General features: G+C 63.7%; 12 protein-coding genes and 1 pseudogene. 4 read left to right on the forward strand and 9 right to left on the reverse strand.

The features are described 5' to 3' along the window. Positions 1-6: 6 nt before the first annotated feature. Together IB249_RS12700 and IB249_RS12705 are read right to left on the reverse strand one after the other, a co-directional pair. Entirely contained in the window at positions 7-3,108 is a 3,102-nt protein-coding gene (locus IB249_RS12700) for a multidrug efflux RND transporter permease subunit (protein ID WP_192305125.1), read from the reverse strand. After that, the gene (locus IB249_RS12705; RefSeq protein ID WP_192305127.1) at positions 3,105-4,265 is read right to left on the reverse strand and encodes an efflux RND transporter periplasmic adaptor subunit; all 1,161 of its coding nucleotides are present in this window, start codon (positions 4,263-4,265) and stop codon (positions 3,105-3,107) included. Before IB249_RS12705 ends, IB249_RS12700 begins: the two co-directional genes overlap by 4 nt. A gap of 233 nt (positions 4,266-4,498) precedes the next feature. On the opposite strand from IB249_RS12705, the gene IB249_RS12710 reads away from it, so the two are divergent. From IB249_RS12710 to IB249_RS12715, 3 genes and pseudogenes are all read left to right on the forward strand, one after another. Further along, the gene (locus IB249_RS12710) at positions 4,499-4,756 is read left to right on the forward strand and encodes a hypothetical protein (RefSeq protein WP_192305129.1); all 258 of its coding nucleotides are present in this window, start codon (positions 4,499-4,501) and stop codon (positions 4,754-4,756) included. 155 nt (positions 4,757-4,911) lie between these two features. Continuing rightward, positions 4,912-5,193 (forward strand): annotated as a pseudogene (locus IB249_RS30155) (PAS domain-containing protein); the annotation flags it as partial. Positions 5,194-5,403: 210 nt separating this feature from the next. Further along, positions 5,404-6,495 (forward strand): methyl-accepting chemotaxis protein, encoded by a 1,092-nt coding sequence (locus IB249_RS12715; protein WP_412548007.1) that lies wholly within the window; start codon positions 5,404-5,406, stop codon positions 6,493-6,495. On the opposite strand, the gene IB249_RS12720 is transcribed toward IB249_RS12715, so the two are convergent. The 5 genes from IB249_RS12720 to norR form a co-directional block, all read right to left on the reverse strand. Next, the gene (locus IB249_RS12720) at positions 6,492-7,241 is read right to left on the reverse strand and encodes a YkgJ family cysteine cluster protein (RefSeq protein ID WP_192305133.1); all 750 of its coding nucleotides are present in this window, start codon (positions 7,239-7,241) and stop codon (positions 6,492-6,494) included. The two genes, IB249_RS12715 and IB249_RS12720, sit on opposite strands and share 4 nt — an antisense overlap. A gap of 82 nt (positions 7,242-7,323) precedes the next feature. Then, positions 7,324-7,650, reverse strand: a complete 327-nt coding sequence (locus IB249_RS12725; RefSeq protein WP_192305135.1) for a hypothetical protein — start codon at positions 7,648-7,650, stop codon at positions 7,324-7,326. Between the two features lie 155 nt (positions 7,651-7,805). After that, a complete protein-coding gene (locus IB249_RS12730; protein WP_192305137.1) occupies positions 7,806-8,264 on the reverse strand; it encodes a GNAT family N-acetyltransferase in 459 nt (152 codons plus the stop codon). 25 nt (positions 8,265-8,289) lie between these two features. Then, on the reverse strand, positions 8,290-9,192 hold the full coding sequence (locus IB249_RS12735; protein WP_192305139.1) for a chemotaxis protein CheV: 903 nt from the start codon (positions 9,190-9,192) through the stop codon (positions 8,290-8,292). 229 nt (positions 9,193-9,421) lie between these two features. Further along, positions 9,422-10,972, reverse strand: coding sequence for a nitric oxide reductase transcriptional regulator NorR (norR, locus tag IB249_RS12740; RefSeq protein ID WP_192305141.1), 1,551 nt, complete (start codon positions 10,970-10,972; stop codon positions 9,422-9,424). 155 nt (positions 10,973-11,127) lie between these two features. Between norR and hmpA the strand changes: the two genes are divergently transcribed. Beyond that, positions 11,128-12,309, forward strand: coding sequence for an NO-inducible flavohemoprotein (hmpA, locus tag IB249_RS12745; protein ID WP_192305143.1), 1,182 nt, complete (start codon positions 11,128-11,130; stop codon positions 12,307-12,309). Positions 12,310-12,374: 65 nt separating this feature from the next. Here the strand turns inward: hmpA and IB249_RS12750 are convergent, their stop codons facing one another. Next, positions 12,375-13,001 carry a transcriptional regulator gene (locus IB249_RS12750; protein WP_192305145.1) on the reverse strand — a complete coding sequence of 209 codons (627 nt, stop codon included), beginning with the start codon at positions 12,999-13,001 and terminating at the stop codon, positions 12,375-12,377. A 73-nt stretch (positions 13,002-13,074) separates the two neighbouring features. After that, positions 13,075-14,217, reverse strand: coding sequence for an NAD(P)/FAD-dependent oxidoreductase (locus IB249_RS12755; protein ID WP_192305147.1), 1,143 nt, complete (start codon positions 14,215-14,217; stop codon positions 13,075-13,077).

Genomic DNA, 14,217 nt, shown 5'->3' on the forward strand with positions numbered 1-14,217 from the left:
CCCGCCTCAGTCTGTGGTCGCCAGCGCCGCCATGGGCGCAGGCTTGGGTCTATGAAACAGCCGTTCAAGCCATAAGTATATGACCGGCGTGGTAAACAACGTCAGCACCTGGCTGACCAGCAAGCCACCGACCACCGCGATCCCCAGCGGTTGGCGCAACTCGGCGCCGGTGCCATAGCCGAGCATCAGGGGCAGGGCGCCAAGCAGGGCGGCGAGGGTGGTCATGATGATCGGTCGGAATCGTGTGATGCACGCCTGGAAGATCGCCTCTTCGGGCGGCAGGCCACCCTTGCGTTGCGCTTCCAGGGCGAAGTCGATCATCAGGATGCCGTTTTTCTTGACGATGCCGATCAGCAACACCAGGCCGATCAGCGCCATGATCGAAAAGTCCTGGCCGCAGATCCACAGCATGATCACTGCGCCGAGCCCCGCCGCCGGCAGCGTCGAGATGATGGTCAGCGGGTGCACGAAACTCTCGTAGAGCACGCCGAGAATGATGTACACCGCCACCAGCGCCGCGAGGATCAGCCACGGCTGGCTGGCGAGCGAACTCTGGAACGCCTGGGCCGCGCCCTGGAAGTTGCCGCTGATCGCCACCGGCATGCCGATGTCGGCCTTGGCCTGGTTGAGCAGGATCACGGCATCGCCCAGTGCCACGCCGGGCGCCAGGTTGAAGGACAGGTTGGCGGCCGGGAACATGCCGTCATGGGCAATCGACAACGGGCCGATGGTCGGCGCATCGAAGCGGGCCAGCGCCGACAGCGGCACCATCTCGCCACTCAGCGGTGAGCGCAGGTAGAAGTAGTTCAGGCTTTCCGCCTTGCCGCGCTGCCGGGTGTCCAGCTCCAGGATCACGTTGTACTGGTTGACCTGGGTCTGGAATTCGTTGATCTGGCGTTGGCCGAAGGCGTCATACAGTGCTTCGTCGACATCGCTGGCGGTCAGGCCGAAGCGCGCCGCCGCGCTGCGGTCAATGCTGATGTGGGTGATGCTGCCGCCCAGTTGCAAGTCGTTGGACACGTCGCGGAACGCCGGGATGCTGCGCAGTTTTTCCGTCAGGCGCTGGGTCCAGGTGCTCAGTACCGCCCCATCGTTGCTCTTGAGCACGTATTGATACTGGGCCCGGCTCGGGCCGGAACTGAGGTTGATGTCCTGGCCGGCGCGCAGGTACAGGACGATCCCCGGGACCTTCATCAGTTGCGGGCGAATCCGATCGATGAATTCACTGGCGGACACATCGCGCTCACTGCGTTTCTTCAGGGTGATCCAGAAGCGACCGTTGGCGATGGTCTGGTTGCTGCCCGAGACCCCGACCGAGTGCGAAAAGGTTTCGACCGCCGGATCGGCTGCGACGATCTCGGCCATGGCCAGGTGTTTTTTCACCATGTCGCCGTAGGAAATGTCTGCGGCCGCTTCCGTGGTGCCGAGGACGAAACCGGTGTCTTGCACCGGGAAGAAGCCCTTGGGAATGAAGATGTAGCCGCCCACCGCCAGCGCCACCGACAGGCCGAAGATACCGAGCATCCATTTCTGATGGGCGAGGGCCCGGCGCAAGCCTTTCTCGTAGAGGTCCAGCAGGCGTTCGCCAAAACCCTTCTTGCCGTCGGGGTGGTGCGCCGGGGCGCGCATGAACAGCGCGGCCAGGGTCGGCGCCAGGGTCAGTGACACCACCACCGAAATCAGGATGGTCGAGGTGGCGGTCAGGGCGAATTCCTTGAACAGACGCCCGACCACGCCCCCCATGAACAGCAGCGGAATGAACGCCGCGACCAGCGAGAAACTGATGGAGACCACGGTGAAACCGATTTCCCCGGCCCCCTTGATCGCCGCCTCGCGCATGCCGTCACCGGCCTCAAGGTGACGGTGAATGTTCTCCACCACCACAATCGCGTCGTCGACCACAAACCCCACGGCCACCACGATCGCTACCAGCGTCAGGTTGTTCAGGCTGAAACCCATGACGTACATCAGGGCGAAACTGGCGATCAGCGACACGCCCAGCACGGCCGAAACAATCAGGGTCGCCGACAGCTGGCGCAGGAACAGCGCCATCACCGCCACCACCAGCAGGACGGCGATCAGCAAGGTGATTTCCACTTCATGCAGCGAGGCGCGGATGGTCTGGGTGCGGTCGATCAGTGTCTTGACCTGCACCGAAGCCGGCAGCATCGCTTCCAGCTCCGGCAGCGCGGCCTGGATGCGGTCCACGGTTTCGACGATGTTGGCCCCTGGCTGGCGGAAGATCACCAGGTTGACCCCCGGTTGGCTGCCCGCCCAGGCCTGGACGTAGGCATCTTCCGAGCCGTTGACGACCTTGGCCACGTCCCGCAGATGCACCGGTGCGCCATCCTTGTAGGACACGATCAACTGGCTGTAGTCATCGGGATGGAACAGCTGGTCGTTGGTGGACAGGGTCGAAATGCTCGATTCGCCGTAGAGTGCGCCCTTGGCCAGGTTGAGGCTGGTCTGCTGGATCGCCAGGCGGATGTCCGCCAGCGTGAGGCCGATGGCGGCGAGTTTGTCCGCCGACACCTGAACGCGGATGGCCGGGCGCTGCTGGCCGGTGATGGCGACCTGGCCGACACCGTCGATCTGGCTGATCTGGCGCGACAGCAGGGTTTCGGTCAGGTCGCTGAGTTCGGGGCCGGGCATCAGCGATGAGTTGACGCTGAGGATCAGCACCGGACTGTCGGCCGGGTTGACCTTGCGCCAGGTCGGCAGGTTGGGCATGTCCTTGGGCAGCTTGCCGGCGGCGGTGTTGATCGCGGCCTGGACTTCCTGGGCGGCGGTGTCGATGCTCTTGTCGAGGGTGAATTGCAGGGTCAGGTTGGTCGAGCCCAGGGCGCTGCTCGAGGTCATCTGCGTCACGCCGGGAATGGCGCTGAATTGCACTTCGAGCGGTGTGGCCACCGACGAGGCCATGGTTTCCGGGCTGGCGCCGGGCAGTTGCGCGGCGACCTGGATGGTCGGGAACTCCGCTTCGGGCAATGGCGCCACCGGCAGGCGCGGGAAGGCGATGGCCCCCAGGAGCACCAAAGCGAAGGTCAACAGCACCGTCGCCACCGGGTGGTCGATGCACCAGGCGGATATCGATCCGTGGCCCTTCACGGTGCGGTCTCCGATTGCACCACTTGCGGTGGCTCGGTCAGCACTTGCACGGTGGAGCCGGGCTTGAGGCGCGACTGGCCGTCGCTGACCAGCACGTCACCCGGGTTCACGCCCTTGATGATGTTCTGCCCACTGCCTTGATACACCATCTGCACCGGCACCGTTTCCACCTTGTCGCCCTGGACCCGGTAGACGAAGGGTTGATCGAGGCCGCGTTGTACGACGGTGGGTGGCACCACCAGCGCATTCCTGTCGAGAGCGGTCTGAATCTTTACGGTCACCAGCAGGCCCGGCCAGAGTTTCTGCCCGGCGTTGTCGAATTCGGCCTTGGCCCGGATGGTCCCGGTGTTGGCGTTGATCTGGTTGTCGATCAGGGTCAGGTGGCCCTCGCCAAGCAGGTTGCCGGTTTCTCCATCGGTATCGGCGCCGATGTAGGCCTTGACCCGCGCGTGTTGCGGATCGCTGATCAGGCCTTGCAGGGTTGGCAGCATCTGTTGCGGCAGGGAGAACTCCACGGCGATCGGGTCGATCTGGGTCACGGTGAACAGGCCTTGGGTGTCGGTCATGCGCAGGAAGTTGCCTTCGTCCACGGTGCGAATACCCACGCGGCCGCTGACTGGCGAGCGAATTTGCGTGTAGGAAAGCTGTACTTGCGCCGCGTCAATCGAGGCCTGGTTGCCCTGGGCCGTGGCCTTGAGCTGGTTGACCAGCGCTTGCTGCTGGTCGTAAGTCTGCTTGGACACGCCGTCGTCAACGCTCAGCAGCTTGTAGCGCTTGAGGTTGACCAGGGCCACCTGCAGTTGCGCCTGGCTTTCACCGAGTTGGGCGCGGGCCTGATCGAGGCTGGCGCGAATCGAACGGTCATCGATGGTGGCCAGCAGGTCGCCCTTGCTGACCAATTGGCCTTCCTTGACCAGGATTCTGGTGAGGATACCGTCGATTTGCGGGCGCACCACCACACTGTGCAGGGACAGTACCGAGCCGATGCCGCTGACATAGCGCGGCACGTCTTTTTCGGCGACGCTCACCACCCGTACCGGAATCGCGTTGGAGGTGGCGAGTTTTGCCTTGGCCGGTCGGGTCAGGTACCAGGTGCCCAGTGCGGCCAGGACAATCAGCAGGCCTGCAATCAAGGCGGTTTTTTTCTGAATTCGCATGCGAGTGGTGCGCCGGGGCTGTGGGGTTAATGGTGACCCTGCAGGAGCGCGCTCGCGCCTGCAGATGGAGCAATCCGATCATGACCTTCTTTATAAACCCGTTCACCGGTCAGGAAGGTGACTGTCAACTGACGGCGCTGTCAGTTTGGGCTTGCACCTGCTTATCCGGATATACTGGCGCCTTTCGCGGCTCGCTGACCGGGCCCGACTCTATCGCATCACCCGGAGCACCCATGACTTCCCCGACACAACCGCCGGTTGCCGACGCCGCGAGCACCGAGCCGACAGACCTGACTGCCAGCACTGACGCCAGCGCAGACAGCGAAACCCCACCGGCGATCCCGGCGTTCAAGTTTCCGTTCAAACCGGGTGAACTGGCCGCCGCGAAATCGCCTAACCAGCCGTGGTACAAGAACGGCGCCAAAAATGGCCACACCAAGGTGCCTGGTGCAGCGCCACCCGGCACCCGCCGTTCGATGGGCAAGCGCTGAGTTTTCATCCCCCCGTGTTCCCTGGCCATCCGTCTCGGTCCTCGACCGCGGTGATGGCTAAGTGCTTATATCCTGAGCCAGATCAAGGTTTGTGTAATCAGTGCGCTTAGAGTCAGCAGCTTTGCCGACTCTTCCCTTCAACGAGCGCGCTTTCCATGAAGATCAACCTTCCGGTGACAGGCCGACATGTCGACGTTGCGGCTGATGCAAACATCCTTTCGACCACTGATCTGACCAGCGCGATCACCTACGCCAACGACGACTTCATCAAGATCAGCGGCTACAGCCGAGAGCAATTGCTGGGGGCGACGCACAACTTGCTGCGGCATCCGGACATGCCCCAGGCGGCGTTCGCCCACATGTGGCAGACCCTCAAGGGAGGCCGTTCGTGGATGGGGATGGTGAAAAACCGCTGCCAGAATGGCGATCATTATTGGGTGAGCGCCTTCGCCACACCGATGACGCAGAACGGGCAGGCCGTAGAGTACCAGTCGGTTCGCACCCGTCCCTCGGCGCAGCAGATCGAGGCCGCAGAAAAAGCCTATACGCAGCTTCGCACCGGGCGCATACCCCTGCTGCAACGCCTTCCCGTGCTCAGCCCAGGACTGAAACTGACGCTGTTGTTCAGCGCGATACTGGCCGGCGTCGTGGGCCTTGAAGCGTGGCTCAACCCTTCATCGTTGAAGGTCGGGTTGTTGGCCCTGGTCGCCGGCAGTGCACTGGTGGCGGCCGGAACCTGGCGCCTGTTGCGCCCGCTGGCGACGTTGACCGAGCGCGCCACGCAGATTGTCGATAACCCGCTGAGCCAGGGCATCTACACCGGTCGCCGGGATCAGTTCGGCCAGATCGAGTTTGCCCTGCAGATGCTCGAAGCACAGATCGGTGCGGTGGTGGGGCGCATTGGTGATGCCTCGCAACGCCTGGCCGGGCACGCGGCGGAGCTGGTCGAACACTTGCAGGGCAGTCACAGCAGCACCCTGGATCAGCAGGTCGAAACCGATCATGTGGCGGCGGCGATCGACCAGATGTCCACCAGCGTCGCCCAGGTCGCCGGCCATGCGCAGCAGGCGGCGGTGGCCGCCGATCTGGCGGGCACCGAAACCCTCGAAGGGCGTCAGTTGGTGAGTGAAAGCCGCCAGGCGGTGTTGCGCCTGGCCGATGAGCTGACGCACGCCACCGAGGTGATTCATCAGCTGGAAGGGCACAGCAGCGACATTACCGGGGTGTTGGAAGTGATCCGCAGCATCGCCGAGCAGACCAATCTGCTGGCGCTCAACGCCGCCATCGAGGCGGCTCGCGCCGGGGATGCCGGGCGCGGATTCGCCGTGGTGGCCGACGAGGTGCGCGGCCTGGCCCAGCGCACCCAGCAATCGACCAACGAGATCGAGCGCATGATCAATACCCTGCAAAACGGTACGCGGGATGCCGTGCTGGCGATGCAGCAAAGCAGCGAGCAGGTGCACAACAGCGTCGAACAGGCCCGGCGCGCCGCCGAGGCGCTGGACGGGATCAGTCGGCGGGTCAATCAAATCAGCGAAATGAACCTGCAGATCGCTTCGGCGGTGGAAGAACAGAGCACGGTCAGCGAGGCCATCAACCGCAACATCAGCAGCATCCGCTGCGCCTGCGAGGTCACGGTCAATGAAGGGCAGCGCAGCCAGGCGAACTCTGCGGACGTCGCCGGGCTGGCGGGCGACTTGCGGCGGTTGGCGCAGGAATTCTGGCGCGGGCGTCGCTAAGCCGCGCGCAGGGAGATGAAAGTGTACTGCAAAGGGGGCTCGGTGGTCACCCGGGCGCCGCCTGACAGCAACTGGCTGGCGATATCGTCGCCCGACACGTGGAACTGCCACTCACTGCCGTCTGTCGGCAGTGGTTGTTGCGTCACGTGCTCGATGACGCTGGCAAACGCGCCCATGTCCGGCAGGTAGGCGGTGAATCCGTCGCCCTTGAGCGCCGTCGTGCGAATGCCCAGCGAGGCGCAGATGGCATCCTTGGTGCGGATTTCATCGCGATCCGCCTGGCGGGAACGCTGGATCAGGCCTGCCAGTTCCTGATCGACCAGTTCACCGCCGATGATCAGGTCAGGGCCTTTTTCCCAGGACTCGGGCGGGCATTCCTTGATGGCTGGGTTGAGTGGAATGTGTGGATTGATTTCCATCGGATAGATCCGGCACACCAGCGGCCGGCGTTCGTAGATGCGACAGAGGTTGTCGTCGTCAAGATTTCGGCAGCGACCGGCGTTGTAAGCGGCAAACGTGATCGCCACGTGGGCCTGGGTCGTGCCGCTGTTCACCGCCGCCGAGCGCCGTTCGGCGTGTTCGCGTTGCTGCGCTGCCACGCCCAGGCCATTGCCCAGGAAACCCTCGACCAACACGATCACCTGGCCGCCATCGGCCGCCCACATGCGGGCTTCGGCCAGGGTCAGGGGAACGTGATGGTCAGTGCAGCATTTGCCACAGCCTACGCAGGAAAACGTCGTGTTCATCGAGGGATAAATCGCTATCAGGGACCCGGAACGGCGACAGAATGCCGTCGCAAAGGGGCGGACGAAGCAAGTTATGCGCCATTCATCGGGATTTGGCGGGCACGCGGATGGAGTCCCATTCGGTGACGTAGGCGGTTTTGTCTTTCTTGCTGTAGAGGCACAGCTCGGTGCCCTGCTGGCCCTTCATGTGTTTTTGCGGGTAGCGGCCCTGCAGCAGTACGGCGGTGTAGCCGACCCGGTCATCGAACTGCGCGGCCTTGCCGACGGGCCACGTATCCTTCAGGCCACTGGCCGCGGTGCACTTGGCGAGGACGTCTTTGTCATAGGCCGCCCAGGCTTCATCGCTGGAGGCGTGGGCCTGGCTGGCGAGGGCACTGAGGCAGAGCAAGGTCAGGGTGATGGCTTTCATGGGCGGGCATCCTTGGAGGCAGGTGGGGCGAGTATGCCTGATGGATTGGTTTGACCGCATCGCGAGCAGGCTCGCTCCCACAGGGAATGTGTAAAGACTGAAGACCGTGGTGGAAGCGAGCCGGTTCCCGGCGGGGTTCCGACGAAAGCGGTCTGTCAGGCGGGCACAGGCTCCCTGCGGACCACATACATTCCAGCCTTTTCATACAACCGCTGCGCCCGCAGGTTGACCTCCATCACCTTCAAGTCCGCATACCCTTCACGGCGTTGCGCGAACGCGTGGAACGCGTGCAGCAGCAAGGCGTGACCCAATCCACGGCCCTGTACGTCCGGGTGTACCACCAGATTCTTGATGTAGGCGCTGGTCCAGCACTGGCAAACGCCGACGATGGTGTCGTCCTGCAGGGCAATGAAGCACAAGGCCGGATCGTATTCGGCGTCGGTCTTGAACCTTTGCTGCCAGACCTCCAGCGCCGGCACGCGGCCGCCGCCCTGGCGATGACCCAGTTCCATCAGGCGATGAACCCCTGGCGCGAGGTCGGGGCGGTACGGCTGGACATCGATGCCCTGGGGCCAGTTGATCGCGGGCAGCGCCTCGGCGAGGTTGCGCCGCATCAGCAAACACCAGGCCTCGGCCACCTCAATGGCCCTGTTCGGCGATGGTCCTGGCCGCGTCGATCAGGCACTTGGTCAGTTCCGGTGAGGAAAACTTGGTCAACACCGCATTGGCCCCGGCCAGTCGCGCTTTTTCGCTGTTCATCGCGCTGTCCAGCGAGGTGTGCAGCAGCACGTAAAGGTGTGCGAAGTCCGGTGTTTCGCGCAGCGTACGGGTGAAGGCGTAACCGTCCATCTCCGACATTTCGATGTCCGAGACGATCAGGTTGATCTGCTGCGCCGTGCCTTGCAGGTCCAGCAGGCAGTCGATGGCCTCCTTGGCGCTGCGCGCGGTGTGGCATTGCAGGCCGAGGTTGCGCAGGGTGTGCACCGATTGCTGCAGGGCCACCTGGCTGTCGTCGACCACCAGGATACGGGCGTTGCCCAGCACTTCGGCGTCTTCCATGCTCAGCTCGGTCGGCGCCATTTCGATCTGCGCCGGAGCGATGCCATGGATGACTTTTTCGATGTCCAGCACCTGCACCAGCGTACCGTCGACCGAGGTCACGCCGGTGATGTACGAGCGCACACCGCCGGAGCCGAAGGGCGGTGGACGGATGTCGGTGGTCAGGCAATGGACGATCTTGCTCACCGCCTGGACGTGCAGGCCCTGTTTGGAGCGGCTGATGTCGGTGACGATCAGGCAGCCGCCGTTGGGGTCTTCCAGCGGTCGCTCACCAATCGCCCGGCTGAGGTCGATCACCGACAACGAGGCGCCGCGCAGGGTGGCAATGCCCTGTACGTGAGGGTGCGACTCCGGCAGTTTGGTCAGCGGTGGGCAAGGGATGATTTCACTGACCTTGAGCAGGTTGATCGCCATCAACTTGCCGCTGCGCAAGGTAAACAGCAGAAGCGAAAGTGAGTCTGCGCGGGCTTTGGTGGAAGACATAAAAACCTTCTGTGGAAAAAGGTGAGCGGCGATCACCAGGATCGCCAACTGCTATCGATGCCGGGTTATCGACTTGATGAGGGCAGGCTTTAGCCGATCCGCCAAAACGTTGCGATCCTTGGGCGCGCGAGCCTGCTCGCGATGGTCCGCAACGATTACGCGAGGTCCCCAGAAACTCCGCGCAGCATGTGACGCCATCGCGAGCAGGCTCGCACCCACAGGAACGTGATCACTTGATGCCCAGTCGCTTGGCCATCCGTCCCAGGTTCGCGCGGTCCAGGCCCATCTCCCGCGCCGCACTCGCCCAGTTGTTGTGGTGGCGCTCCAGGCAGGCGTTGATCAACTGGCGTTGATAGCGTTCGGTGGCCTCGCGCAAGTCACCGGTCACCAGCGCCGCCGGGACGACGGTGGACGGCTCGTCAGCCATTTCAACGCTGGCGTTGGGCAGGTCCAGGTTCTCGGCGCCGAGGCTGAGGATCTTCGGCCGCTCCCGGCAATTGCCCAGGGCCTTGAGGGCGCTGCGGCCAATCAGGTGCTCCAGCTCGCGCACGTTGCCCGGCCAGTCGTACGCCAGCAAAGCCGCCTGCGCTTCGCTGGTCAGGCGCAGGCTGTTGAGGCCCATGCGCGAACGGTTCTGCTCGAGGAAGAAACCGCTGAGCAACAGCACGTCCCGGCCACGATCGCGCAGGGCCGGCACCAGCAACGGGTAAACGCTCAGGCGGTGATAGAAGTCGGCCCGGTAACGGCCGCTGCGCACTTCTTCGGCGAGGTCGCGGTTGGTGGCGGCGATGAGCCGCACGTCGACCTGATGCTCCTTGTCCGAGCCCAGGCGTTGCAACTGGCCGCTTTGCAGCACGCGCAGCAATTTGGCCTGCACGGTCAGCGACAGCTCGCCGACCTCGTCGAGAAACAGTGTGCCGCCATTGGCCAGTTCGAATTTGCCACGCCGGTCGCTGGTGGCGCCGGTGAAGGCGCCGCGCACGTGACCGAACAGTTCGCTTTCCACCAGCGTGTCCGGCAGCGCCGCGCAGTTGAGGCTGATGATCGGTTTGTCGGCCCGGGGCGAGGCGGCGTGGATGGCCTGGGCCACCAGCTCCTTGCCGACCCCGGTTTCGCCGGTGATCAACACGGTCAGGTCGCTGCCGCCCACCAGGCTGATTTCTTCCACCAACCGCTTGTGGGCCTTGCTCTGGCCGATCAATTCGCGGTTTTGCTGGCCGCTGGCCTGGCGGTACAGCTCGGCACGCTGATGTTCGTCTTCGGCGCGGTTGGCCAGGCGTTCGATGCGTTCGGCGGCATTGACCGTGGCGGCGGCCAGGCTGGCGAAGGCTTGCAGGGCATCCAGTTCGACCGGTTCGCGGGCCTGCGGGTCAAGGGCGTCGAGGGTCAGCAAACCCCACGGGCGCTCGTCGATAAACAGCGGGCAACCCATGCAGTCGTGGACTTCCAGGTGATCATCGAGTCCATCGACCAGCCCGTCATAGGGGTCGGGCAGCTCGCTGTTGGCGGCGAAGCGGGTCGGCCCGTGGCTGCTGAGCAGCGCTTCGAAGCGCGGGTGCTCGCTGACCTTGAAGCGCCGGCCCAGGGTGTCGGTGCTCAGGCCGTCGACGGCCAGTGGCACCAGCCATTCACCATCGAGGCGCAGCAACGCGGCGGCGTCACACGGCAGCAGCGCGCGCATGGCTTCGAGCAGGCGTCGATAACGCTCGCCCTCGGGCAGTTCGCGGGACAGGTCGGAGACCAGCGGCAGGAGTGTGGTGAGCAGGGATTTTGCAGTCATAGTGACTCCATGTAGTCCGGATGACTATAAGCCAGGCGCTGTCGATATGACTATAAAGTTATCAACGTATTGATTTACAACGAATAAATAACTGGCACGGAAACTGATAAACACAGGGTGACCTATTAGAAACCAAGTGGCCGAGGAGTCACCTTATGCTGAGCGTTCAAGATCGTGCAATCATCAAGTCCACCGTGCCACTGCTGGAAAGCGGCGGCGAGGCGTTGATCACCCATTTCTACCGCATGATGCTGTCCGAGTACCCGCAAGTGCGTCCGTTGTTCAACCAGGCCCACCAGGCCAGCGGTGACCAACCCCGCGCCCTGGCGAACGGCGTGCTGATGTACGCGCGCCACATCGATCAACTGGATCAACTGGGCGATCTGGTGGCCAAGATCATCAACAAGCACGTGGCCCTGCAGATCCTGCCGGAACACTACCCGATTGTCGGCACCTGCCTGCTGCGCGCGATTTCCGAAGTGCTGGGCGAAGAGATTGCCACGCCACAGGTGATGAGCGCCTGGGCGGCAGCCTATGGTCAACTGGCCGATATCCTGATCGGTGCCGAAACCAGCATCTACGACCAGAAAGAACAGGCGCCGGGCGGCTGGCGCGGGGCGCGGGAGTTCATCGTGGCCGACAAGGTCCAGGAGAGTTCGGAAATCGTCTCGTTCTACTTCGAACCGGCGGACAAGGGCCCGATCCTGGCCTCGGAACCTGGCCAGTACATCGGCATGCAACTGTTCCTGGATGGCGAAGAGATTCGTCGTAACTACTCCCTGTCGTCCCTGTCCAACAGCAAGCACTACCGCATCAGCGTCAAGCGCGAGCCGAACGGTCGCGCTTCCAACCACCTGCACGATCAGTTGCATGTCGGCGACAGCATCCAGTTGTTCCCGCCATCGGGTGAGTTCACCCTCACCGAAAGCGACAAGCCGCTGGTGCTGATCAGTGGCGGCGTGGGTATCACGCCGACCCTGGCCATGCTCGAAGCGGCGCTGAAAACCGAACGGCCGGTGCACTTCATCCACTGCGCGCGCAATGGCAGCGTGCACGCCTTCCGTGACTGGATCGACGATCTGGCCGAGCGTCACCCGCAACTGCAGCGCTTCTACTGCTATGCCGAAGATGACGGCGTCAGCCCGGCGGCGCACAAGGTCGGGTTGTTGAGCGAAGAGCAACTGGCCGAGTGGATGCCGGAGCACCGCGATGTGGATGCCTACTTCCTGGGGCCGAAGGGCTTCATGGCGGCGATCAAGCGTCACCTCAAGGCGCTGGGCGTGCCGGAGAAGCAAAGCCGTTATGAGTTCTTCGGCCCGGCTTCGGCGTTGGAATAACCCCCCGGCTGCCCTGCCGATCAACACCTGTGGTAGCGAGCCTGCTCGCTCCCACAGGTTGATTGTCAGCCTTTCAATTCCTTCAAATGCTTGTACACCGTTGCCCGTCCCATGTTCAGGACATTGGCGACGTAGTGGGAGGCGCTTTTGCCTTTGAAGGCGCCTTCGGCATGCAGGGCCAGCACCAGCTCACGTTTGTGATCGCGGGTCAGCATGTTCAGGCTCAACTGCCGTTCGCGCAGCCAGCTATGGAGGAAGGTGTTGATCCGTTCCTGCCAGTCGTCACGAAACAATGAGTCCGGTTGCGGAATCAGCTTGCTCGGCGACAGGAACAGGTCCAGCGCCGCCTTGGCGTTTTCGAACAGCGAAATATTCAGGTTGATGCACAGCACCGCCAGCGGGTGACCGTTGCTGTCGCGCAGGACGCTGCTCAGGCTGCGGATCTTCTGACCATCCCAATTCAACTTTTCGTACGGCCCGATGTTTCGCTCGCTCATGTCATCGCTGAGCATGTCTTCCAGCGCGGCATCATCGCCCACTTCGCGTTTGGACAGGTTGTTGGCGATGTAGTCGATCTTTTGCGTGCGCAGGTCGTGCAGCACCACCTCGGCGTGGGGGAAGAACAACGTGGCGATGGCATCGGCGATCGCGCGGAAGTTATCCAGGGCCGGGTCTTTAACAGGTGCGTTCATACGGTGGAGCTCCAGGCAGCGGTCAGCGCCCTGCAAACGGGCGCTGGAAGTGTGCCGCAATCGGCTCGACACGTCACTGAGCAGGCGACCGGTCCAGGCGCGCGGGGGAGAGCATTCCGGCGTCGAGGCCGAAGCGTGTCAGCGCCTCGGGCAATGGTTCGCCGCGCACCAGGGCGGCGCTGGCCTGGCCCATGGCGGGCGACGTCTGGATGCCGTAACCGCCTTGCGCCGCGACCCAGAACAGCCCCGGCACCTGCGGATCGAAACCCGAGAGCAGATCGCCGTCGGACACGAAGCTGCGCAGGCCGGCCCAGGTGCGGGTCGGGCGGCGAATGGTCAGGGTGGTGGCTTCCTCGATCTGGTAGATGCCCATGGCGATGTCCAGCTCTTCGGGCTGCACGTCGTGGGGGGCCACCGGGTCGGCGTTGGCCGGGGAGCCGAGGAACATGCCAGCGTCGGGTTTCATGTAGAAGGACTCGTCGAGGCTGACCAGCATCGGCCAGTGGTGCATGTCCAGGCCTTCGGGGCCGGCGAAGATGAAGGCGGCGCGGCGCTTGGGTTGCAGGCCCATTGGCCGGGCGCCGGCCAGTTCCCCGACCTTGTCGGCCCAGGCGCCGGCGGCGTTGATGATGACGGGCGCGCTGAAGGTGCCGGCGCAGGTCTCGACCTGCCATAGGCCCTGGGCATCGCGGGTCAGACGCTGCACTTCGCAGTCGGTGCGCACTTCGCCCTGGTTGCGGCGGATGCCGCGCAGGTAACCCTGGTGCAGGGCATCGGTGTCGATGTCGCTGGCGGTCGGGTCGTAGATCGCGCCGTGGACCTTTTCCCGGCGCAGGATCGGCAGTCGCGTGCAGGCTTCTTCGGCGCTGAGCAGTTGCATCTGCGGCACCGTGGCCTTGGCGCTCAGGTATTGATTGTTCAGCTCGGCCGGGTCACCGGTGAAGTCCACGGTCATTTCCCCGCGCGGGGTCAGCAGCGGGTGTTCGCAGAAACCTGCGGGCGGGGTGTCGAAGAAGTCGCGGCTGGCCAGGGTCAGTGCGCGAACCTGCGGTGTGCCGTAGGCGGCGGTGTACAACGCGGCCGAACGTCCGGTGGAGTGATAGGCCGGATGGGATTCGCGTTCGAGTACGATCACACGCGCCTGTTGCGACAGCCAGAAACCGGTGGAGGCGCCCGCAATCCCGCCGCCGATGATGATGAAGTCTGCCTGGTTCAT

Origin of the sequence: Pseudomonas sp. PDM04, assembly GCF_014851765.1 — a bacterium.
Taxonomy (GTDB): domain Bacteria; phylum Pseudomonadota; class Gammaproteobacteria; order Pseudomonadales; family Pseudomonadaceae; genus Aquipseudomonas.

What these genes read in the sequence shown, in the direction of transcription:
- IB249_RS12710 (WP_192305129.1), top strand. Translation starts at nt 4,499, where the DNA reads ATGACTTCCCCGACACAACCGCCGGTTGCCGACGCCGCGAGCACCGAG.
- IB249_RS12735 (WP_192305139.1), bottom strand. Translation starts at nt 9,192, where the DNA reads ATGTCTTCCACCAAAGCCCGCGCAGACTCACTTTCGCTTCTGCTGTTT.
- hmpA (WP_192305143.1), top strand. Translation starts at nt 11,128, where the DNA reads ATGCTGAGCGTTCAAGATCGTGCAATCATCAAGTCCACCGTGCCACTG.
- IB249_RS12730 (WP_192305137.1), bottom strand. Translation starts at nt 8,264, where the DNA reads ATGCGGCGCAACCTCGCCGAGGCGCTGCCCGCGATCAACTGGCCCCAG.
- IB249_RS12750 (WP_192305145.1), bottom strand. Translation starts at nt 13,001, where the DNA reads ATGAACGCACCTGTTAAAGACCCGGCCCTGGATAACTTCCGCGCGATC.
- IB249_RS12705 (WP_192305127.1), bottom strand. Translation starts at nt 4,265, where the DNA reads ATGCGAATTCAGAAAAAAACCGCCTTGATTGCAGGCCTGCTGATTGTC.
- IB249_RS12755 (WP_192305147.1), bottom strand. Translation starts at nt 14,217, where the DNA reads ATGAACCAGGCAGACTTCATCATCATCGGCGGCGGGATTGCGGGCGCC.
- IB249_RS12720 (WP_192305133.1), bottom strand. Translation starts at nt 7,241, where the DNA reads ATGAACACGACGTTTTCCTGCGTAGGCTGTGGCAAATGCTGCACTGAC.
- norR (WP_192305141.1), bottom strand. Translation starts at nt 10,972, where the DNA reads ATGACTGCAAAATCCCTGCTCACCACACTCCTGCCGCTGGTCTCCGAC.
- IB249_RS12725 (WP_192305135.1), bottom strand. Translation starts at nt 7,650, where the DNA reads ATGAAAGCCATCACCCTGACCTTGCTCTGCCTCAGTGCCCTCGCCAGC.